We start from the raw sequence: 23,641 nt of genomic DNA on the forward strand, positions 1-23,641 counted from the left end.
TCCTTTCGGGAATTTTTCTTCTGAGGTTATTTTAACCTCTCCTTCCCGAAAGGAGTTTTTTTTCTCCCTGACACAATTAATGTTACACTGCCTTTTATTTTCCAGTAAGTAATTATCTTCCATAGGAAAACAATTAAAATAAAGAGAGAAAAGTAAGTCACAAGTAAAGGAACTTCTGTTAAAGAAACCTCTTTAAACCTTGCGATTAAACCCTTAAACGGAGTAAAAACAATAAAGAATGTAAAAGCATAAAAAATAAGGCCGAATATTGAGGAAAAAATATAGTATATGTAATATGCAATAGAGCCTCTCTTGTCATAAAAGTCGGTTAAAAAACCCACAACTGATACCATATCTACTATATAGAAAAGAATAACAGCTGCAATCCCCAACGATAATTCTTTAAATGAACTAAAAATGGAAGAAAAAGAATATACCTCACTGGCATATCCATACTCTTTAAAGAGAGCAAAATAGAGTATTAGAAAAAATGCAAAGTAAAAAGAATAGAGAATTGTAAGATACTTTCCTGCCTTTCTAAAAAACATAGCTTATTAACTCCAGATAAAAATTAAACAAAAACAAGGCCACCTGTGCCTCAAAACGCTTTGGCTTATATTTATAAAGGTTGTTTGACCGGTCAAGGTCTATTAAGATCTTTCTCTCATTATCAACCCAAACATACAATAATTTTTCATCACTATTAATTGGAATATTTATTTGCAGTATGTTTTTTTCTGCTGGAATGGTAAACTTTTTAACCCTACCACTATCAAACACAACCACACCGTTAACTTTAACAGGCAATTCCCTTTTACCTACTAAAATTTTGTAATAGTATGATTTTTTCTTTTTGTTGTTCTGTTGCCCTTTAAAAGAAAATTTTTCGTCGTAACCTTTAAAAGGGTCAACACTATTTTTTTTCACCGAAATAACGGAAGCATCCGGGAAAGAGGAAGTGTAAATAACATTATCAAGTAATTCTTTATACTTATTGTTTGTTTTTTCATTTAAGATGTTTAAAAACTCTTTCCCATCAGGGTGAGTAAATTTAAATCTCTGAAAAAATTCCCGTGCAGCATCCACAACCACTTCGTTCCCCTCAATATTTGCTATTGTTTTCAAGGTAAGGGCAAATTTATTGTATGAAGCAAGCCCATAGCCCCCTCTTGAAACAAATTCCGAGGCTTTTTTGTCAGGTTTTTCGTATTTAAGCATTTCGAAATCAGCAGAAAGAAACCTTGAAAAACCGTTCTGACAAAATGCTTTAAACTTTAATTCACTACATTTTCCGTATAAAGTGTCCATAATTAAGCCTTCAAAAAAAGAGTTTAAACCTTCATCAGCCCATGCCTGCCTGTTTTCGTTTGTGGCAACCATCCCCTGCCAGTAGGCATGGCCAAACTCGTGAACAACAGTGCTTTCTGTTGCCCTCAACCACTCAGGAAAAACAGACAGGGAAAAGGATGTTGAAAAGTTCTGGTATTCCATTCCTGAAGAAGCAATAGCATTAAAAGGTACATCTATCACTTTGTAGTCCGGATAAGGATATTCACCTATATTCTTTTGATACCATTGAAAAACTTTAACCAGAGCATCAAGCTCTCTCTTAGCAATGTCTTTATGTTCATCAAAATAATACACATACAGAGTTTTTTCTCCTATTTTTTTTGACAGTATCCTGAATTTATCCCAGGCAACAAAGGCAAAATCATGTACATCTTCTGCGTAAAATTTTATTTTTTTTACATCACCTTCAATTTTTTCTCCTAAAACAATACCAGTCCCGGTAGCAGTAAAATAAGATGGTAATGTCACCTCAACCTGATATACCCCAAAATCTGAGTAAAATTCACCATTACCATCGTACTGCTCGCAATACCAATTGCCATTTTGTTCAAAAACTCCAAGTTTAGGAAACCATTGTCCAACAAAGTGAAAACTTCCCGCATATCCGCTTCTAATCATTATCCTCGGCAATTTTGTTTCAAAGTCCACATCGATAATAACGGATTCACCAGGCTTAACCTCAAAAGGAAGGTGTAATATTCCAACAGTTTCATCAACAACAAAATACTCTGTTAAATCATTAAAGTTAACCATTATCTTTTTCACACGGCAATAGCCAGCAGTTTGAGGTGTAAGCTTTATTCCCAACATTCCATGTCTTAATTTTTCGGTATTCCTCATCATTTTCGTGTGGTTGTTTGCAAATGCATTCATAAACAGATGAAAATAGAGGGTTTTGGTGGGAAATTGTGTATTATTCAACCAGAAAATTTTTTCACTGCCAATAATTTTATGAGAAATTGTGTCCAGTTTTACATTTATCTTATAGCCAACTATCCTATCGGATAAAGGAGAAGAAAAAATTGCATGCTCGTTATCTACAAAAGGATTCTGACTAAAAAGATTAAAAGTTATAGTAAAAAATAAGAGTATTATCCCTTTTTTCATTTTTGTTCTTTTTTCGTTTTATCATTATTATTGTTAGAACTATCCAGCGGTTTTAAAGCAGTATCCTGGTGAAGCATTGTATCCGTAACAGCCTTTGCATCACTAAAATCCTCAATTAGGTGAGGTGTTATAAAAAGCAACAATTCTGTTCTCTTCTTTTCACTTTCTCCTGTGCCAAAAATATGCTTAAGTATAGGGATTTTATTTACCTTTGGTATACCCCTATCTTCATTTTTGTTTTTCTCTTGAATTAAACCACCTAAAACCATTGTTTGACCATTTTTCAATAAAATTGTAGTGGTAAGGTTTCTTTTTATTGCAATAGGATTTCCAAAGTTATCAACACCTATTAAATCGCTTACTTCCTGGTCTATTTCAAGAACAATATCCCCATTTTCATTTATATGGGGAGTTACTTTCAGAATAATTCCATAATCCCTTTCTTCAAAATTGGTAAACAAGCCACCTACTCCCACAGCTGCATTTGTGTTAACTGAAGTTTGAACCCACCTTCTTTCAACAACTTTCATTTCTGCTTTATGGTTGTTGTAGGTAACAATTTTAGGATGGGAAAGAATTTTTGCCTTATTTGCCTGAGCATAGGCATTTAACTGCGCTTTTACAAGGTCATCATTTACAGAAAGAGCATATGAGAATCCTGTGCCCTCATCAACATCGTTAAGAGGAAAGTTAAGTGAACCGCTACTTGAAAAAGATGTATCTCCCCATGAATTTCTTATCCTTCCATCTTCACCAAATTGCCATCCTATACCTAATTTATTATTATCGTTCAAAGTTACCTCTGCAATGATACTTTCCAGTAAAACCTGCTTGGGCTTTACATCTATCTGGCTAACAATTTTTTTAATCTTTTCAATATTTTCCGGTATATCTGTAACAATTAAGGCATTTGCGGTTTCATCCGGGACTATAGTTCCTTCTGATTTTCCAAGTATGGGGTTATCCTTGAAAATCTTTACAACATCTTTTGCTTTTGTATAGTTTAGTTTTATAACTTCAGTTGTTTTGTCTGCAAGCTCTCTGGGTATTATTTCTATAATTTTCCCCTTTTTAATCATTGTTAATTTGTTGAATTCTAAAACTGTGTCAAGAAGCTGATCCCATGGGACATCCTTTACATCTATTGTTACCTCTCCTTTTACATTATCATGAACAAGAAAACTCACTCCTGCAACCTCTGAAATTGCCCTGAAAAAATCATGTATGTCTGCTTTGTAAAAAGAAAAGGAAACTTTTTTCCCTGTATAAACCTTAACTGTAGTCTTCTTTTTTTCTTCCTTTTTCTTTTTTTGTTTTTGGCGCTTAAACTTTTTTACATCAAGTACTTTTATATCATAAACTGGTGTTTTCAAATCAGCAACTTCAGGTTTACTTTCCGGCGGTTTTTGATTTACACACCCAGTCAAAATGAGGATAAGTACAACACTCATAACCTTTTTCATTTATATTGCTCCTTATTTAAGGTTTTTTTATCCCTGTTATTTTCTTTCAATTCTTTTGAAAGATTTAATATCAACTCGTAGTCTTTTCCATTTGCCGTAAGAATTACACTATTAGGCAAAATCTTTTTTATTTTGAATAAATCTAAACTATCCCCTACCCTGTAAAATTGATGATTTATTATGGCTATACTGTTGTTTAAAATCCCTGACAAAACAAGGCTGTTTAACAAATCCTTTACTCTGTCTTTGGGAGAAGAGGGTTTTTGCCCTGAGTTTAGAGTAAGCATAATAATGGAAGGTCTTTTAAAAGGGTTCCTTATTTTTGCAAACCCACACACCTGGAAAAGGAGAATTAAAATAACAGATAAAATTATTTTATTTCTTAACATTTTTTTCTCCTTTTTCCTCTGCTTTTTTCTCGCTAAAGGCATTCAAATAATACTCTAATTGCATAATTTTAAATGCAGAAAGATTTAATGTTACATTCACATTCCCGTTAATCTCTTCGTTAGCGTCAAAACTCATTCCATTAATAAGGAAAAACCTATCTGAATCTTCAATTGCTTTAATAAAATGCAATGCGTGATAAAAATCTCCCTCAAGGTAAATTGACATTGGTATTTCGGTATATGCCTTGTGCTTAATATAATTTTTCTCATCTAATTCTCTGATAAGATAATTCATCTTTTCCGCTTTAGCAAGTGATTTAACAATTTTTGAAACTTCATCTGTTTCAGGCACTCTATTTTTTAATTCGTAAAACTTTTGTTCTAATTCTTTCAAATCCTTTTCTTTTTTCTGCATACCGATTTTAACAGTATCTAAAACAGAAACTTTGCTTTTTAGCATAAAAACCTTTTGCTCAAGATTGTTGTTTTCGTTTTTCAACATCCTGGTTTTATGTATAGTTGTCATTATTAAACCATAATAAAAGATAATAAAAATACAAACAAACATAAAATACGGAAAAATTTTCTGGTCTCTTTCAGGCATTCTTTTAAAATAACTTTCTAACCTTAAAAGAAAACTTCTCATTTTAACTTCTCCGTATCAAAGGTAAAATTAATGCCAAATGAGTAAAACATAACGCCGTTTTTATCAATTACCTTAAAACTCACCTTAACATTTTTATTATCTTTTTCCACATTTGAAACAAAATCATTCAAATCCTTCAGGCTAATTGCTCCTCCCTGAACTTGAACATAAAGAAACCTATTGTCTTTACCTAACAAATCAACACTCATTGAATTAGCCCAAACATTATCATTCAAATAACCGGAAAAAATCTCTAAAAATTTACTCCATTTAATTTTCTTTTGGAATAATTTATTAAGATTAAAAATTGTTTTGTTTAATGCATTTGATTTAATGTTTAACTCTTTTAGCTTAACTGATAAAGCAAGAAGCTCTTTATCCTTTAAAGACAACTCTTTGTACTCTGCACTTAACTCTTTATTTTTTTTATACTCCTGAAAATATGAGGTGAGAGACACTCCATAATAAATTAGGAAGAAAAAAATTATTATTGCAGACCCCCAAAAAGTGATGAGAAAATTTCTATCACTTGGCCATTTTTTTGTAGATAAATCTTTTGAATACAGGTTTATATAGTCTCTTTTAGTCATAACAATAACCCAGTCCCCAGTGCAACACTTATCCTTAACGGGTCAATTGAAACATCACCGCACTTTAACTTATTAAGAGGGTTTAACAAATCAACTTCAACCCCCAGATGAGTTTCAACATATTTATCTAATCCCCTTATATTTGCCAGACCACCAGTTAAAAATAGTTTTTGTACAGTACCGCCTTTAATCACAGAATTATAGTAACCAAAACTTTTAGCTAACTCATCTATTAGAATATCCAGAGCTTCTTTGGTTGCCCTATCCAATAATGTATCATCACCAATGGAATATCCTAAATAAAGCTCACTTAGTGAAGCAAACTCTATCCCTTCTTTTTGTAGAATATCCTCTAATTCAAAACCGGAAAACCTCAACTGCCTTTCAAACCTCACCATATTATTTTTCACTATAGAAAGTGAAGAAACCTTTGCGCCTAAATCCAGCATGGCAACATTATTATCAAGACTTCCCCAAAGCTTTTTACAGAGAGCCTTTAATGCAAATGGAGGAATTGTAATCACATCCACACCCATATCAGCATGCTCAATAAGAGAAACATACTGTTTTAACACGCTTTTTCTGGCAAGATAGACTTTAACAAGATATTTCTGGACAGCCTCATTCTCCGTCACCCCTAAAATTTTATAATCAATATTGTATTCCTCGGGGTCATAATCTATAACTTTTTTCAATTCCCATTTAACAACTTCAATAAGTTCATCCTCTGGAACAACTGGAACTCTTATCTCTCTAACAGTTACATGAGACATATTTATACAAAGGTTAACCTTTGTCCCTTTGGCTTTCAATTTATCCCTTATTGAGGTTAATGCAGGCATAACCAAGACTGGCTCTTCATAAGGATATGAGGTAGAGGATTTAAGAGGAATAATAGCACAATTGTCAATATTAACAGAGTCCACAGAACAAAGTCTTACCCCTTTAATTGCCGAGTAACCTAATTCAATTGCCACACAATTCCTTTTTTTAAAGAATTTGCTAATCATATTTAAAAAATAACATAATTTTTCAAAATTGCAATATAAATGTTTAATTTTTCACATAGTTAGAATAGTCTATCCGAGTAATTTTAAATAAACTTCGACTTTTTTATAAATTTCTCTTAACTCTTTATAATTTCTTAACTTACAACCCTGTACTCTGCAAAACTCCATCAAAAACTGATATTTGTATTCAAATTTTTTTGTTTTAAATTTTAAAAATAAATCTCTTTCTTCTCTAGTTAATAATCCTTTTGAATAGAGCTTTTTTACCTTTCCTAAATTTAATTCCAGATCAATTTCCTCGCATAGTGAAGTTAACAAAGCAGCAATATCTTTCTCACCAACAATCGGAAAAATTTGATTGTATAATTTTTTATAACTCCCAAACTCTTTCCCCTCAATTTTAGAAAAATCCCCTTTAATTTCAACATCTGAAACAAACTGAACAAACTCTTGTTCCACTTTATAAACAGATTTTTTTGCAACAACAATACCAAAGACATTCTGAAGAATAAAAAGCCCAACAAATGAAATCACTCCAGCAGCAATAGGAGTAGCCACCCAACCTAACGCTATCTTCCCCATTACCTGAAACCTGATATTTCTCCAGCCTCTCACAATCCCTATACCTATTATTGCCCCAACAACAGCCTGTGAAGAAGAAACAGGGACAAGCGGGATAGGAGGGAGGCCAAGAGATTTAACAAAATCAGACAAACTTTGCGAAGCAAAAACAAATAAAACCATTGACTCGGCAAGAACAACAACCAATGCTGCCTGAGGTGAGAGTTTTAACAATTCACCGCCCACAGTTTTCATTACCTTGTAGGAGTATGTGAAAATACCTACAGAAATTGCAATTCCACCTATCAAAAAAAGCTGCTGTGGACCTGATAGTGTAAAAAATCCTAAATTAATTTCCCTGAAAGGAACAGATGGGACAAAAACACCCATAACATTTGCAATATTGTTTGCGCCAAGGGAGTACGCTCCGAAAGCTCCTACAAGGATTAAACCAATCCTGGTTAAACTATCAATCATCAACAAATGAATTTTTACATTGTTAAAAATACTCCTCATAACAAGGTATAATACAGCAGCAAATATGGCAGAAAGAATGGGACAAATTACCCAGGTGGAAATAATTTTAGATAGAATTTTATAATCAGTAACAAATCCAGAGAAAAAATTCCAGCCTACAATTGCCCCCACAATTGCCTGGGAAGTTGAAACAGGCAATTCATATTTTGTCATCAGGTAAACACTGTAACCTGCCGCCAGAGCAGTCATAAAAGAGCCGCCTAAGGCATTTACAGCTCCAAGCTTTCCAAGGGTGTGAGACGCACCTGCGCCACTTATTACAGCCCCTGAAATCACAAAAATACTTGCAATTATTGCTGCAGTTTTAAACCTTACCATTTTGGAGCCTACAGCAGTACCAAAAACATTGGCAGCATCGTTTGCTCCGAGACTCCAGCCTAAAAATAACCCGCTTGAAAGGAAAAATAGTAGCATAATCTCAAACTATTAAATCATTCTTTTTATTGTGTAAATTGAAAGTCTGTCTGCCACATCTTCAGCATCGTCTGATATTTTTTCAACATGAGTTGTAAAATCCCTTAGATGAATTTTTCTTGAAAGTTTCATGTCTGTTCTAAAAATATCTTTTTTCAAATGATTGCTTAGCCTATCAGCTTCTTTTTCATAAAAATACACTTTATGAACATGGTCTCTAACGCTTTTTATATCTTTAAAAAAAGCCCTCGCTGCAAGTACAATTTCCTCTCCTGCATTGCAACTTGTTTCTGCAAGTTTAATAAACTTATCTGCAAATTCAAGTGGAATATCAGGGACTTCAACATCAAACTGATGTAAGGTTTCTTTAGCAGTATCAATCACATTATCAAGGTGTTCAAGCAAAGCAAGTACATCCCCCCTATTCTCAGGAATTAAAGAAAATGTATATAGGTCATTTTCTACCTGTCTTCTCAACTTATCAGCTTCAGATTCAAGCTTACTTATCTCAGTAAGATAGTGAGCAAAATCTTCTTTGTCTTCGCCAAAATAACTCTTAACACCGTTTAAAAAAACTATTAATCCCTGACTGACAGCGTCAAGAAACTGGTCAATTTGATTTTCAAGTTTTTTTGAATTAAATAAGGTTTTCATTACTGCCTCCCGGCCTGTTTTAAAAATATTTTACCACGGAAAAACAACCACAAAGAAAAAAAGCCCCGAAAAATCGGGGCTAACATTATCAGCCTAAAAAATTATTTGCCTACTTCAAACCTTGCAAACCTTCTTATTTTCATATTTTCGCCGATTTCAGCAATCTTCTGAGAAAGGAACTGTCCAACAGTTACGCTTTCATCGTAAAAGAAAGGCTGTTCAAGAAGGCAGTATTCTTCATAAAATTTTGCAAGTTTCCCGTTAACAATTTTCTCTGCAATTTCTCTTGGCTTACCCTGAGCCATTGCCTGCTCAAGATAAATCTCTTTTTCCTTTTCTAAAACTTCAGGTGTAACATCCTCTTTAGAAACAAATCTTGGCGCTGCAGTCGCAATATGAATAGCAATTTGTTTTACCATTTCCTGAAACTGCTCATTTCTTGCCACAAAGTCTGTTTCACAGTTCACTTCAACTAAAACACCTAACTTTGAACCAGGGTGAATGTATGCGTAAACCATTCCTTCAGCAGTTGCCCTACCTGCTTTTTTTGCAGCTGCTTCAAGACCTTTTTTTCTTAAAATATCAATTGCTTTTTCAATATCTCCATCAGCCTCTACAAGGGCTTTTTTACATTCGCCCATACTTAAGCCTGTCTTCTGTCTTAATTCTTTCACCATAGCAGCAGTTATTTCAGCCATTTTACTTTTCCTCCTCTTTTCCCTCTTCTTTATCTTCAGGTTCCTGAATTTCTTCTTCTATATCCCCTTCAGACTGAGCAAGGGTTTTCCCTTCCTCAATAGCCTGAGTCATTTTATTTACAAAAAGATTTATTGCCCTTATAGCATCATCATTACCAGGAATTACATAATCAATCACATCAGGGTCACAATTTGTATCAACAATTGCTACAACAGGTATATTTAATTTCCTTGCCTCAGCAACAGCATTCTTTTCCCTTTTCGGGTCTATAATAAACAATACATCAGGCAAATCATTAAGGTCTTTTATTCCACCAAAGAGCTTTGCCATTTTGTTTTTCTTTCTTTCTAATTTATACCTTTCTTTTTTAGGAAGGTTTTCTGCTTCCCCACTTTCAAAAAGTTCAACAAGAGCCTTATACTTTTCAATACTCTTTTTGATTGTGTGGAAATTTGTTAGTGTTCCACCTAACCATCTCTGATTTACATAAGGAATACCCTTATCAGCTAAACTTGCCATTGCATCCTGAGCCTGCCTTTTTGTTCCAACAAAGAGTATTGTTTTCCCCTTTGCAGCCTGGTCAGTCACAAACGCAGCAGCTTCTTTAAAAAGCTTAAGTGTCTTCTGTAAATCAATTATGTGAATCCCATTCCTCTCCCCGAAAATATATTTCTTCATTTTCGGGTTCCACCTTCTTGTCTGGTGCCCAAAATGAACACCTGCCTCAAGCAGTTCTTTCATAGAAATATCAACCAACGAATACCTCCTTTAGTTTTAAATTGTAATATTCTCCTTGCAAAATAAAGAAAAAAGAAATTATCTCTTGGAGAACTGGAATCTCTTTCTTGCTTTGGGCTGCCCGTATTTTTTTCTTTCTTTCATTCTCGGGTCCCTTGTAAGCAATCCGTTCTCCCTTAATTTTGGCCTTAACCCTTCATCGTACTCAAGCAATGCTCTCGCAATACCGTGCCTGATTGCACCAGCCTGCCCTGAAACTCCACCACCTTTAACTGTAATGTAAGCATCAAACTTGCCGTTTGTACCAGTAATTTCAAAAGGCTGCTTAATAATCATCTTTAAAATATCGCTCTTAACATACTCATCAATGGACTGTTTGTTAATGGTGATATTGCCTGTTCCAGGAGTTAAAAACACTCTTGCAACTGATGTTTTTCTTCTTCCAGTTCCGTAATATTGAACCTTCCTCACTTATTCCTCCTATTTAAATTACAAGTGTTTCCGGTTTCTGTGCGGTATGCGGATGTTCCGCCCCTGCATAAACCTTTAACTTTTTAAACATTTTTCTACCTAATTTGTTTTTAGGAAGCATTCCCTTAACTGCCCTCTGGATAACCATTTCTGGTTTCTCCTGTAAAATCTGTCTTGCTGTTCTCTCTTTCATGCTACCTGGCCTTGTTGTTCTCCACCTGTAATACTTCTGGTCAAGTTTTCTACCGGTTAAAACAACTTTATCAGCGTTGATTACAACCACAAAGTCCCCGGTATCAACATTTGGAGTGTAAATAGGCTTATGCTTTCCCCTTAAAATTCTCGCAATCCTGGTTGCAATTCTTCCCACAGGCTTCCCTGCTGCATCAACCACATACCATTTACGGGAAACCTCATGCTTTTTAGCAAAATATGTTTCCTTGTTTTTGTTTGTTGCTCTCATGCCACATATCTCCTTTATGTTTAATTCTCAAAATAATCCCCTCAAGGATTTTACACTTTAAAGGAATTTAAAGCGTTTGTCAAGTATCAATCACAAAAAAACTGTGATAGAATCACAGTCGCCATGGAAAATTTTAGCATAAACTTTTTAATAAAAGAAACGAAAAAAGAGTTAAATTCAGGAATTTTTATTAATAAACTAAAAATTAAAAAAGAGTTTTTGGTTTTTCTAACTTCAAAAACAAATATTTTCTTCCCCCTTACTCCTAAATCGCCACCATTTTTCCTGTCAAATAAAAAGGTTTCAGGGGAAGACATTAAATCTTCTGACATAAATGTTTTCAGAAAATACTTTGAAAACTCATTCCTTTACAGCATTGAAAAACCGTTCTTTGAAAGAGTAATCTTTTTCAAATTAAAAAAAAGAATGATATGGGGAGAGGAAAAGGATTTTTACTTTATTGTAAACTGCGCAACCCTTCCTAACAGATGGTATATTACTGATGAAAATAAAAAAATACTTTATTCAAAAAACGACCCTGATGCTGTTAGTGGAACAACGTTTTTAATGCCTCAAACAGAGAAAGAAGAATTGACAGAAGAAAAATTAAAAGAGATTGAAAATTTAACCCCAAAGGAAATAGCAAGAAAGTTTAAGGGATTTTCAACAAACTATGCAAAAGAGCTTAAAGAAACAAAAGAAAAGGGAAAATTTTTTCAAAAATTATTAGAATGCAAGGCAGAAGGCGGTTTTAAATACCAAAAAAACTGCTATCCCATAAAAATGGAAACTTTAAACCCCCTAATTAAAACTTACCCATCTTTCAACCAGTGTGTTGAAGAAAGTTTTTTTTCAAAACTTCACTTTGACCAGATTGAAAAACTGAAAAACAAATTAAAAAAAGGTTTAAAAAAGAGTTAGAGAAGAAAGAAAAACTATTAAAAAAAATGGAAGCAGAGCTTAAAGACTCAAAAAAGGCAGAAGAGTTAATAAAAAAAGCAGAAATTCTTTCCTCTAACTTTCATAAATTAAAAAAGGGATTAAAAAAGGTTAAGGTTTTTGATTTTTACACGAACAAAGAAATTGAACTAACAATAAATCCTGAACTTTCCCCGCAGGAAAACATAAGCAGGCTTTACAGGAAGGCGGCAAGACTGAAAAGAAAGTACCCTATAATTTCTGAAAGGATTAAAGAGTTAAAGGCAGAAATTAACAATTTGAAAGACAACCTATTCCTAATTGAAACAACGGAAGATTTAAACGAATTATTAGAATTTGAAGAAAAAAAAGAGAAAAAAGGGAAAAATAAAAAAGAAATATCAGGGATTGAAAAGATAAAAATTGATGAAGATTTTTTTGTTTATGTTGGGAAAAACTCTAAAGCAAACCATATGATTTACACACAGAAGTTAGCAAAAAATGATCTATGGTTTCATGCAAAGGATATCCCAGGAAGCCATGTTGTTTTGAAAAACACAAAAAATCTGAACCCTGAAAAAATTCCCTCTGAAATAATTGAAAAAGCAGCATCAATCGCAGCTTATTACTCTAAAGCAAGAAACGATACCCTTGTTGAGGTGCAATACACAACAAAGGATAATTTATATTCGTCAAAGGGAAAGGGAACAGGCTTTGTGCTTTTAAGGGATTTTAAAACAATAAATGTAAAACCTGACATATCATTTGTTAGCAAAGATAAAATTTAAAAAAAATTTTCAAAGGAAATTTTTTATTGATAGACAAAAATATAGTATTATTTTATAGAAAGAAAAAATACTTTGAGGTGAGATATGAAAGAGAGAGTAATTTTAACAATAATGGACGGATTCGGGCTTTCCGAGCAGGAATATGGTAATGCTGTGAAGGCTGCAAAAACTCCAAACCTTTTCAAACTTTTTACAACCTACCCCTTTTCAAAACTAAAAGCATCAGGTTTAGCAGTCGGATTACCTGAGGGTCAAATGGGAAACTCTGAGGTAGGCCACTTAAATATAGGTGCTGGAAGAGTTGTATATCAGGACATAACAAGAATAAACAAGGCAATAGAAAATGGAAGGTTTTTTGAAAACAAAACCTTGAAACAGGCTTTTATCAAATCAAAAGAAAAAGGAAAAAGAGTGCACCTATTCGGTCTTGTGTCAGACGGAGGGGTACATTCCCACATTAACCACTTAAAGGCACTTATCCAAATGGGAAGGGAAACAAAACAGGAACACATAGTAATCCATTGCTTTACAGATGGAAGAGACACTCCGCCAGACAGCGGAATTGAATATATAAAAGAACTTGAAAACTTTTTAAAAAGAATGGGATTTGGAGAAATAGGCACAGTTTCAGGAAGGTACTACGCAATGGACAGGGACAAAAGGTGGGAAAGAATAAAATTGGCTTACGACAACATAGTTTTTGGGAAAGCACCTGAATTTGAAAAAGCATCAGATGGGATTAAAAAAGCATACGAAAATGGAGAAACAGACGAGTTTATCAAGCCATTCAAGGTTAAAGGTTATAGAGAGATTGAAGAAGGAGACGCAGTAATATTCTTTAACTTCAGGGCTGATAGGGTAAGACAGATTTGCCACGCATTTTTAGACAAAGAATTTCCACACTTTGAAAGGAAGTTAATAAACTTTTCAGACTTTGTTACATTTACCGAATACGAAGAGGGGTTGCCGGTTAAAATTGCATTCCCGCCAGAAAGGCTAATAAACATATTTGGTGAGGTAATCTCAAAACACGGGCTTAAACAATTGAGAATTGCAGAAACAGAAAAGTATGCACATGTAACCTTTTTCTTTAACGGTGGAGAAGAAAAGAAATTTGAAGGTGAAGATAGAATTCTCGTGCCATCTCCAAAGGTTGCAACCTACGACTTAAAACCAGAGATGAGTGCATTTGAGGTAACTGAAAAGGTTTTAGATGCTATAAACAACAATAAATACGATGTAATTATCTTAAACTTTGCAAACTGTGATATGGTTGGCCACACAGGAGTTTTTGAAGCAGCTGTAAAGGCTGTTGAAACAGTCGACCAGTGCGTCGGGAAGGTTGCAGATGCCGTACTAAAAAACAACTGGCATATGCTTTTAACAGCAGACCATGGAAATGCAGAAAAAATGTATGATGAAGAGGGAAATCCATTTACAGCACACACTACAAACCCTGTGCCATTCTGTCTTATCTCAGAAAAATACAAAGGCAGGCGTGTAAAAAACGGAGCACTAAAAGATTTAGCCCCAACAATGCTTGAAATATTGGGGATAGAAAAACCAGAAGAAATGACAGGTGAAAGCTTAATAAAGAAGTAAAAAACAAATTACATTTTTTGAAAAAGAAAAAGGGGGATTGAATCCCCCTTTTATTTTTGTTTTTCTTGGTTTTGTCTTTATTGCACTTACTTGCTTACACCTACAACTCCACAGAGTACATTGTTGTGTTTATCCCCTTTGATTTCAACTCCTATAAGTTTTTTGTTGGATTCTACTATTACATAGTTGCCTGCTACCTTGCTTGCTTCTTTAAATTCATTGTCAAGAACTACTTTTGCCTGGCTTAATGCAGGGATGTGGATTATCTTGCTCTGGGCTTCTTCTCCGTCTCCGTTTATGAGTTTTATTTGAACTGTAGCTTCTTCTTGTTCTGTGTTTACAAGGCTTAAGCCTGTCCAGTAGCCTTCTTCTACACTGTCCGGGAAGATTAATTTATAGTTCCCTTCTGTTGCAAGGCTTAAACCACATATTCCACCGCCTTCTTCGCCGTTTACATACGCTCCGTAGACTGATTCTCCAATAAAGGGGCTGTCTCCTTCTATTTTTATCCACGCAACATTACCGTAATATTGCGCATAATCGTTTTCAAGCAGGCCTTTTTTCTTCTGGCCGGCGGGGATTGTTAGTTGCTCCTGACCTAAAAGCTCTCCGTTTTCACTATAGAAAGTAAGAACATAATGGCCGTCTTCCTCTCCTACATTGGTTATTACATACCCGTACCAGAACATATCCGTTTCAGTTGGAATGTGAGCGATATAGCCTGTGTATACAGGTTTTTCGTATAACTCTACCATTGATATGTCACCGTTGAGCCTTTCGTAGAGTACGAGGCCGGAGAGTTTTTCAGGCATGGAGAATGGGTCTGCCACCCTGCCTTCTATGTAACCCCACCAATTGCTAAAGTTTTCTACTTTGTTTTTAGATTCTCCGTAGAATTGTGAGAGTTCAAAAATATCGTTCTGGTTAGTTGTTAAGAGAATGTTGTTGTAGTATACACTGTTTAGCATTGGGTTGGAGATTATAAGGTATGTGTTCCATAAATCTGTCTCTTCAGCTACATGGGATACATATAGATTATCTCCGAGGTTGTTTCCGATATAGTCTGAGCACAGTTTACCATCTCCTTTAAGTTCAACGTAATAGAGGAGTTCCTGGTCACTTAGTATATTCGCTGTTTCATTGAAAGAGGTTATATCAAATTCTGTTTTACCGTTTGCGGGAAGAGTGTATTCTTCGCTTTGGGTTTTCCCGTTTTCAGAATTTTTTATAGTGATATGGGATGTTGTACCGTTTGGATTAATTATTTCAAAATACCCTGTTGTATTATTTGCATTAATTAAACTTACAATATAAGAAAGATCAATGGAAACAGGATTTCTTCTTCCTACATGCACAAGCAAACTCATTGGTTCTGAAATCTGGCCTTCATCATCTTCAATCTTTAATGTAGGAGAATATTCTCCGCTATTAACATATACATGGTCTATTTCAGGCACTTGTGTAATCAAATCATCTACTCCGTCACCGTTAAAATCCCAGTGATATTTCAAAATTCTTCCACCATCAGGGTCATACCCTTCAGCACTAAAATGTACTTTTAAAGGTTTAACACCTTCTTGCGGATCAGCAACAAAGGTTGTTATTACAGGATTTACCTCATCAGTATATACAACCCTAATTTCCTGATCTCCATCAATTCCACAAAAAGTATAACTAGTCTGACATTTAAAGAAGCAATGCTTCTTCCCGTTCACATAAAACTCTGAAATATGCGTATTTTCATTACCATGGAATTCCACAGTGTAACAATCATCAGGATTACAAACTGTATAATCTCCGCTTCCTTCTCCATTTTCAACTTCGACATGAATTGTATAATTTGCGCACTGAATTAAGGTTTCAACGAGTCCGACCGTGTTTATAGAATTATTGTTATCAGGATTTGAATCTTCTGTGCTGGTTGTTACTGTTGCAACATTATCTATCACAAAACCGTCTGGAACATCATCATTAACACTTGCTTTAATAATAACTATTTTTGTTTCTCCGTTTGCAAGATCACCAATGTTAACCTGTCCAGTCCAATTTAACCATGTGGTCCCCATATCTAATGAATAAGAAACATCCGAAAGTTTGTTGGATACATCATCAGTTACAATCACATCATGAGCATCTGAAGGACCATTATTTTTAACTATTATTGTATAAGTTAAATCACTCCCTGGATAAGCAACATTGTCGTCTACACTCTTACTTACCGATATGTCTGCGCTGTCGCTTGCGTTGAGCGTTGCGTTTCCTGAGTCGTTGGTTGTGTCTGGGTCGTATTGGTCTTCATGGCTCTTGGCTGCTGTGTTGGTTATGCTTCCTGATTGCTCTACTTTAGCCTTTATGGTTAAGCTTGCGCTTCCTCCGTTTGCTAAATTACCTATTGTCCAGACTCCGGTTGTGCTGTCGTAGCTTCCCGTTGCTGTGCTTGAGCTTACGTAGCTTAAGCCGGTTGGTAGTTGATCGGTTATTTCTACTCCACTTGCATCTGATGGACCGTTGTTGCTTACTGTGATTGTAAACGTTACCTCGTCTCCTACGTGTGGCGTTGTGTTGTCTACACTCTTACTTACCGATATGTCTGCGCTGTCGCTTGCGTTGAGCGTTGCGTTTCCTGAGTCGTTGGTTGTGTCTGGGTCGTATTGGTCTTCATGGCTCTTGGCTGCTGTGTTGGTTATGCTTCCTGATTGCTCTACTTTAGCCTTTATGGTTAAGCTTGCGCTTCCTCCGTTTGCTAAATTACCTATTGTCCAGACTCCGGTTGTGCTGTCGTAGCTTCCCGTTGCTGTGCTTGAGCTTACGTAGCTTAAGCCGGTTGGTAGTTGATCGGTTATTTCTACTCCACTTGCATCTGATGGACCGTTGTTGCTTACTGTGATTGTAAACGTTACCTCGTCTCCTACGTGTGGCGTTGTGTTGTCTACACTCTTACTTACCGATATGTCTGCGCTGTCGCTTGCGTTGAGCGTTGCGTTTCCTGAGTCGTTGGTTGTGTCTGGGTCGTATTGGTCTTCATGGCTCTTGGCTGCTGTGTTGGTTATGCTTCCTGATTGCTCTACTTTAGCCTTTATGGTTAAGCTTGCGCTTCCTCCGTTTGCTAAATTACCTATTGTCCAGACTCCGGTTGTGCTGTCGTAGCTTCCCGTTGCTGTGCTTGAGCTTACGTAGCTTAAGCCGGTTGGTAGTTGATCGGTTATTTCTACTCCACTTGCATCTGATGGACCGTTGTTGCTTACTGTGATTGTAAACGTTACCTCGTCTCCTACGTGTGGCGTTGTGTTGTCTACACTCTTACTTACCGATATGTCTGCGCTGTCGCTTGCGTTGAGCGTTGCGTTTCCTGAGTCGTTGGTTGTGTCTGGGTCGTATTGGTCTTCATGGCTCTTGGCTGCTGTGTTGGTTATGCTTCCTGATTGCTCTACTTTAGCCTTTATGGTTAAGCTTGCGCTTCCTCCGTTTGCTAAATTACCTATTGTCCAGACTCCGGTTGTGCTGTCGTAGCTTCCCGTTGCTGTGCTTGAGCTTACGTAGCTTAAGCCGGTTGGTAGTTGATCGGTTATTTCTACTCCACTTGCATCTGATGGACCGTTGTTGCTTACTGTGATTGTAAACGTTACCTCGTCTCCTACGTGTGGCGTTGTGTTGTCTACACTCTTACTTACCGATATGTCTGCGCTGTCGCTTGCGTTGAGCGTTGCGTTTCCTGAGTCGTTGGTTGTGTCTGGGTCGTATTGGTCTTCATGGCTCTTGGCTGCTGTGTTGGTTATGCTTCCTGATTGCTCTACTTTAGCCTTTATGGTTAAGCTTGCGCTTCCTCCGTTTGCTAAATTACCTATTGTCCAGACTCCGGTTGTGCTGTCGTAGCTTCCCGTTGCTGTGCTTGAGCTTACGTAGCTTAAGCCGGTTGGTAGTTGATCGGTTATTTCTACTCCACTTGCATCTGATGGACCGTTGTTGCTTACTGTGATTGTAAACGTTACCTCGTCTCCTACGTGTGGCGTTGTGTTGTCTACACTCTTACTTACCGATATGTCTGCGCTGTCGCTTGCGTTGAGCGTTGCGTTTCCTGAGTCGTTGGTTGTGTCTGGGTCGTATTGGTCTTCATGGCTCTTGGCTGCTGTGTTGGTTATGCTTCCTGATTGCTCTACTTTAGCCTTTATGGTTAAGCTTGCGCTTCCTCCGTTTGCTAAATTACCTATTGTCCAGACTCCGGTTGTGCTGTCGTAGCTTCCCGTTGCTGTGCTTGAGCTTACGTAGCTTAAGCCGGTTGGTAGTTGATCGGTTATTTCTACTCCACTTGCATCTGATGGACCGTTGTTGCTTACTGTGATTGTAAACGTTACCTCGTCTCCTACGTGTGGCGTTGTGTTGTCTACACTCTTACTTACCGATATGTCTGCGCTGTCGCTTGCGTTGAGCGTTGCGTTTCCTGAGTCGTTGGTTGTGTCTGGGTCGTATTGGTCTTCATGGCTCTTGGCTGCTGTGTTGGTTATGCTTCCTGATTGCTCTACTTTAGCCTTTATGGTTAAGCTTGCGCTTCCTCCGTTTGCTAAATTACCTATTGTCCAGACTCCGGTTGTGCTGTCGTAGCTTCCCGTTGCTGTGCTTGAGCTTACGTAGCTTAAGCCGGTTGGTAGTTGATCGGTTATTTCTACTCCACTTGCATCTGATGGACCGTTGTTGCTTACTGTGATTGTAAACGTTACCTCGTCTCCTACGTGTGGCGTTGTGTTGTCTACACTCTTACTTACCGATATGTCTGCGCTGTCGCTTGCGTTGAGCGTTGCGTTTCCTGAGTCGTTGGTTGTGTCTGGGTCGTATTGGTCTTCATGGCTCTTGGCTGCTGTGTTGGTTATGCTTCCTGATTGCTCTACTTTAGCCTTTATGGTTAAGCTTGCGCTTCCTCCGTTTGCTAAATTACCTATTGTCCAGACTCCGGTTGTGCTGTCGTAGCTTCCCGTTGCTGTGCTTGAGCTTACGTAGCTTAAGCCGGTTGGTAGTTGATCGGTTATTTCTACTCCACTTGCATCTGATGGACCGTTGTTGCTTACTGTGATTGTAAACGTTACCTCGTCTCCTACGTGTGGCGTTGTGTTGTCTACACTCTTACTTACCGATATGTCTGCGCTTGTAGTAACTGTTGTGTCTTGAGATGCAGAAGACGAATGTTGGTCAGAGGTTAAATCAACTAAATTATGAATTATTGTACCGTCAGAGACCGATGATAAAACTGAAACTGTAACAGTTATCGTTCCACTGCTTCCCTGGGAGAGTGTTCCTATTGTCCATTGATTGTTAGCTCCACTGTCAGGGGAAGGATTCGCTGAAACAAATACAATATTGCTATCATAATGTTCGGTTATTACCACATTTGTTGCATCGGAATGGCCTGTATTTGAATAGTTAATGGTATAAGTGAGAGTTTCTCCTGCATTGACAGGGTCTGGATTATCTGATTTGGATATATTTAAAACAGGTGCATTAACAAGAGTGGTTGTGGTTGCATTTTTACCTGTAGTATCTTCATCAAAAAAAATGTGTGCTGTATTGGAAATTGTTGTCTGGTCTGAAGTAGAATTATTTACCTTTACTCTAAAGGATAAAGAATGATTGCCGTCAGCAGGCAGTGTTCCTATAACAAACTTTATGTCTGTGACATTCGGATCTGTGCCATCTCCTGAATCTGTAGGAGTATAATTCCAGGTTGCTCCATTGTCATTGGAGTATTCAATAGTTACACCTGCTTCCACAGTTTCAGAATTTAAAACAAAAGCAGTGTTTGAAGGTATTGAATCCCTTATTTCAGTATTTGTTGCATCTTTATAACCATCATTTGAGTAAGTAATAGTATAAGTTATTTCATTCCCAACGGTTACAGGATCAGGGGAATCAGCTTTGCTAATATTTAATATCGGAGCAAGTACAGAACAGATACTTACGCTTTCCTGATCGTCTTCACTTTCAACATGGTTATTGGGGGTTGAATCAGGGTCAGAATTATTTGAGGAATAAACCTCTGCAGTGTTCTTAATACAACTGCTCTTACAGGATGTGCCCCATTTAACTAAATGACCACCACCTCCCACAGAATAAAGGTTTCCGCAGGGGTCAATAACCACATCACCCTCCACATCTCCGCACGGAGTTGAACTAATCTGCCACAAAATATCTCCATTAGAATCAAGGCACAATAAAGCCGAGATATGCAAAGCAACAAGGATGTTCCCGTTTGCATCAACAACTGGAGAGCTCCAGTAATTGGAATTAAAACTCACTGACCACACTGTAGAGGCATTAGAGGCATCTAACGCCAAAAGAACAGAATTAGTATTTGCCGGATTTCCAGCAGGAATGTATATCGTTGAACCGTCATTGCTAATTGCCGCAGAACCTATGAAAGAGTAATTACTGATATAACCACTCCATTTTATACTGCCGTCAGGGTTAATAGCATATACAGCACCGTAATAATTTCCTGAAGAACTGTCATAATAATGAGAACCTATAAAAATAACGCCGTCGTCGTTTATTGCAGGGGTTGATATAAAATATTCTCCACTCCAATACTGGGCTGCAACAGCCCACCTTTGAGAACCATCACTTGTGTTTATTGCATAAACATTGCCATCAGCACATCCAATATACAAAGTTGATTCATCATGGCTTAATGCAGGAGAACTTAAAAATGCACCTTTCTGCCCAAAAGCCCACTTTAAACTTCCGTCAGGGTTAAATGCGTAAACATAACCGTCATATGATGCAACGTATACAATCCCATTTGAATCTATTACGGGAGAAGCCCTAACCTCTCCACCGGTTGAATACTCCCACTTTTCAGTTCCATCTGGATTTAAAGCATAAAAATTTCCGTTGGCACAACCAAAGTAAATTGTACCATCAGGGGCAATGGCGGGAGAGGAGTGAATTGCATCGCTTACCGTAAAACTCCACTTTACAGAGACTGAATTACCGTTATCTATTAATGCATAAAAATTCGCACTATTTCCGCTACCGTTATCTTCACCTACATAAATTGTGCCGTCCTCATCAATTACAGGTGCTCCTGTAAAATTGGAACCACTCATTGAAAATTCCCACTCATTTGGAGGCTGAGTGACAGGGGCATAAAATGGAGAGCGCCCTGTTTTTTGTTTGTCAAATCTCCACATAGGCTTAATTGGCAGGTCTCTTTTCTCTACTTTGGCTACAATATGAAGTGTTTGAGATGAATTTACAGGAAGCTGGTCTATACTCCAGATACCGGTGTTTGGGTCATAATTGTCCCCGCTATCATCTGAAACATAAGTTAAATCTAAAGGAAGTAAATCTTTTATTTTTACAAAAGTTGCAACATCAGGCCCTTTGTTTGTAACAGTAATAGTGTATGTTACATTGCTCCCAACATTGGGAGTGGTGTTGTCAACAGATTTGGTAACCTCAAGGTCTGATGAAGGAACATAAGTGTAATCAGGGCAGGTTTGAGCACTTGCGTAATCGTCTTCAGAAGCATCATGGTTGTTGGGAGTTGAATCAGGGTCACTATTATCGGAGGCTATAATTTCCGCATAGTTTGTAAAACATGTACATTGAGAGTTTTGCCCCCATTTGATAAGACTTCCCCCACCTCCAACTGTAAAAAAATTTCCGCAGGCGTCAACAACAACCTCACCTTCAATGTCCCCTGAATTTGAAGAAGGAATATGCCATATTAAATTACCGTCAGGAGTAAACGCCCATAAACTTGAATCATGGAGTCCTATAAAAATATTGTCGTTTTTGTCAACAATAGGGGAAATTGTTCCTAAGCTGGGTAGATTGTAACTCCATACTTCTGTTCCGGTACCTGCATCAATTGCATATAAATGAGATTGAGAATCTGAGTTTCGATAAGAGCAAAAATAAATTGTTTTGCCGTCATTACTGATTGCTGCAGAGCTTCTTATACTGCTTTCAGCATGGAATCTCCATTTCAATGTCCCATCTGGATTTAAAGCATACAAATACTCATCGTCTGAACCAACATAAATTGTCCCATCATTGTTTACACTTGGAGAAGAACGTATATAATTCCCAGTTGTATAGGTCCACACCACGTTGCCGTCTTTATCAAAAGCGTATACATTGTAGTCGTATGAACCAATATAAATATAATTTCCATCAGGGGACAAAGCAGGAGAACTTCTAACAAAATCACCTGTATGATAACTCCATTTCACACTCCCTGAAGCACTTACACAATAAACATAATATCCGCCACCAAAATAAATGTTTCCGTCCAAATCAATAACAGGGCATGAATATATAGTACTGCCAATATTTACTCTCCATTTAAGGGTACCGTCTTCATTTAAGGCATAAAAGTATCCATCTCTTGAACCAAAATAAATAGTACCGTCAGACCCTATTGCTGCCGTTGTTGCTATTATGTCTCCTGTTGTATATCTCCATTTTTCAGTCCCGTCAGGATTTACTGCATAAAAAATTCCATCATAATCTCCAACATAAATTGTGCCATCTCTCCCTATTACCGCTGAAGAAGGATAGCTTGAGCCGTTTAAAGAAAATTCCCATACCTCTGAAGGTGCCACTGTAGGACCTACATAGGGACATCTACCGGTATTCTGTCTGTCGTATCTCCACATTGATTTCGGACTAATTGCAGGCCGAACAACAGCGGATATTACAAGCGACTTTGATGAACCGTTTGCAATACTTCCCACATTCCAGATACCTGTTGAAGGATCGTAACTGCCGTTGCCATCGTCGCTTAAATATGTTACTTCAGGAGGAAGAAGATCTTTAACAACCACGCCTGTGTCATCATCCGGCCCGTTGTTTGTTACAGTGATAGTGTAATGAATGATTGCTCCGACATTGGGATTTGTACTATCAATAGATTTTGTTATAGATAAATCAGAATTCTGTGCAAAGGAAATAACAGAAAAAAATAAGAAAAAAACCATTAAAAAATAAAATTTTGATTTATTAGTGGTGACCTCCATATTCATAACAGCTCCTCTTCTTTTTTTGAAAAAGGAAATCACTAAAAGTTTTTCCCAAAAAGACCATTAAAACTCTGATGTACACCCTCACATCAGAGAAACTTTAAAATATATAATAATAGATATTAGAAAAAAAAATCAAGAAAAAAATTTAGTTTATTTCAAAATTTGTTATATTTTTACCCACTTACTATCAAAATTAGTTTTCTTTTAAAACATTTATATGTAAA

The 23,641-nt window shown here is 36.7% G+C and carries 17 protein-coding genes; 3 read left to right on the top strand and 14 right to left on the bottom strand.

Annotated elements, in window-relative coordinates:
• Window positions 1-26: 26 nt before the first annotated feature.
• From TTHT_RS06365 to rplM, 13 genes are all read right to left on the bottom strand, one after another.
• Window positions 27-548: a hypothetical protein gene (locus tag TTHT_RS06365; RefSeq protein WP_201327142.1), complete on the bottom strand. Its 522-nt coding sequence runs from the start codon at window positions 546-548 to the stop codon at window positions 27-29.
• Window positions 538-2,457 (bottom strand): M1 family metallopeptidase, encoded by a 1,920-nt coding sequence (locus TTHT_RS06370; RefSeq protein WP_201327143.1) that lies wholly within the window; start codon window positions 2,455-2,457, stop codon window positions 538-540. Before TTHT_RS06370 ends, TTHT_RS06365 begins: the two co-directional genes overlap by 11 nt.
• Window positions 2,454-3,920: a type II secretion system protein GspD gene (locus TTHT_RS06375; RefSeq protein ID WP_201327144.1), complete on the bottom strand. Its 1,467-nt coding sequence runs from the start codon at window positions 3,918-3,920 to the stop codon at window positions 2,454-2,456. Before TTHT_RS06375 ends, TTHT_RS06370 begins: the two co-directional genes overlap by 4 nt.
• The gene (locus TTHT_RS06380) at window positions 3,917-4,309 is read right to left on the bottom strand and encodes a hypothetical protein (protein ID WP_201327145.1); all 393 of its coding nucleotides are present in this window, start codon (window positions 4,307-4,309) and stop codon (window positions 3,917-3,919) included. Before TTHT_RS06380 ends, TTHT_RS06375 begins: the two co-directional genes overlap by 4 nt.
• On the bottom strand, window positions 4,296-4,955 hold the full coding sequence (pilO, locus tag TTHT_RS06385; RefSeq protein WP_201327146.1) for a type 4a pilus biogenesis protein PilO: 660 nt from the start codon (window positions 4,953-4,955) through the stop codon (window positions 4,296-4,298). The genes TTHT_RS06380 and pilO overlap by 14 nt, the downstream gene beginning before the upstream one ends.
• Window positions 4,952-5,545, bottom strand: coding sequence for a hypothetical protein (locus TTHT_RS06390; RefSeq protein WP_201327147.1), 594 nt, complete (start codon window positions 5,543-5,545; stop codon window positions 4,952-4,954). The genes pilO and TTHT_RS06390 overlap by 4 nt, the downstream gene beginning before the upstream one ends.
• Entirely contained in the window at window positions 5,542-6,522 is a 981-nt protein-coding gene (gene pilM / locus TTHT_RS06395) for a pilus assembly protein PilM (RefSeq protein WP_201327148.1), read from the bottom strand. The genes TTHT_RS06390 and pilM overlap by 4 nt, the downstream gene beginning before the upstream one ends.
• Before the next feature lie 102 nt (window positions 6,523-6,624).
• Window positions 6,625-8,067: an inorganic phosphate transporter gene (locus TTHT_RS06400; RefSeq protein WP_201327149.1), complete on the bottom strand. Its 1,443-nt coding sequence runs from the start codon at window positions 8,065-8,067 to the stop codon at window positions 6,625-6,627.
• Window positions 8,068-8,079: 12 nt separating this feature from the next.
• The gene (locus TTHT_RS06405) at window positions 8,080-8,721 is read right to left on the bottom strand and encodes a DUF47 domain-containing protein (RefSeq protein WP_201327150.1); all 642 of its coding nucleotides are present in this window, start codon (window positions 8,719-8,721) and stop codon (window positions 8,080-8,082) included.
• Between the two features lie 101 nt (window positions 8,722-8,822).
• A complete protein-coding gene (gene tsf / locus TTHT_RS06410) occupies window positions 8,823-9,419 on the bottom strand; it encodes a translation elongation factor Ts (protein WP_201327151.1) in 597 nt (198 codons plus the stop codon).
• A gap of 1 nt (window position 9,420) precedes the next feature.
• Window positions 9,421-10,176 carry a 30S ribosomal protein S2 gene (gene rpsB, locus TTHT_RS06415; RefSeq protein ID WP_201327152.1) on the bottom strand — a complete coding sequence of 252 codons (756 nt, stop codon included), beginning with the start codon at window positions 10,174-10,176 and terminating at the stop codon, window positions 9,421-9,423.
• A 60-nt stretch (window positions 10,177-10,236) separates the two neighbouring features.
• On the bottom strand, window positions 10,237-10,629 hold the full coding sequence (gene rpsI / locus TTHT_RS06420; protein ID WP_201327153.1) for a 30S ribosomal protein S9: 393 nt from the start codon (window positions 10,627-10,629) through the stop codon (window positions 10,237-10,239).
• Window positions 10,630-10,642: 13 nt separating this feature from the next.
• Window positions 10,643-11,092, bottom strand: coding sequence for a 50S ribosomal protein L13 (gene rplM / locus TTHT_RS06425; protein WP_201327154.1), 450 nt, complete (start codon window positions 11,090-11,092; stop codon window positions 10,643-10,645).
• A gap of 123 nt (window positions 11,093-11,215) precedes the next feature.
• On the opposite strand from rplM, the gene TTHT_RS06430 reads away from it, so the two are divergent.
• The 3 genes from TTHT_RS06430 to gpmI all read left to right on the top strand — a co-directional run bounded on the left by TTHT_RS06430 (window position 11,216) and on the right by gpmI (window position 14,400).
• Window positions 11,216-12,013, top strand: a complete 798-nt coding sequence (locus tag TTHT_RS06430) for an NFACT family protein (RefSeq protein WP_201327155.1) — start codon at window positions 11,216-11,218, stop codon at window positions 12,011-12,013.
• Entirely contained in the window at window positions 11,986-12,798 is an 813-nt protein-coding gene (locus TTHT_RS06435; RefSeq protein WP_236578211.1) for an NFACT RNA binding domain-containing protein, read from the top strand. Before TTHT_RS06430 ends, TTHT_RS06435 begins: the two co-directional genes overlap by 28 nt.
• A gap of 84 nt (window positions 12,799-12,882) precedes the next feature.
• Entirely contained in the window at window positions 12,883-14,400 is a 1,518-nt protein-coding gene (gpmI, locus tag TTHT_RS06440) for a 2,3-bisphosphoglycerate-independent phosphoglycerate mutase (protein WP_201327157.1), read from the top strand.
• An 86-nt stretch (window positions 14,401-14,486) separates the two neighbouring features.
• On the opposite strand, the gene TTHT_RS06445 is transcribed toward gpmI, so the two are convergent.
• Entirely contained in the window at window positions 14,487-23,417 is an 8,931-nt protein-coding gene (locus TTHT_RS06445) for an outer membrane protein assembly factor BamB family protein (RefSeq protein ID WP_201327158.1), read from the bottom strand.
• Window positions 23,418-23,641 lie beyond the last annotated feature (224 nt).

It is taken from the genome of Thermotomaculum hydrothermale, from assembly GCF_016592575.1.
Classification (GTDB): domain Bacteria; phylum Acidobacteriota; class Holophagae; order Thermotomaculales; family Thermotomaculaceae; genus Thermotomaculum; species Thermotomaculum hydrothermale.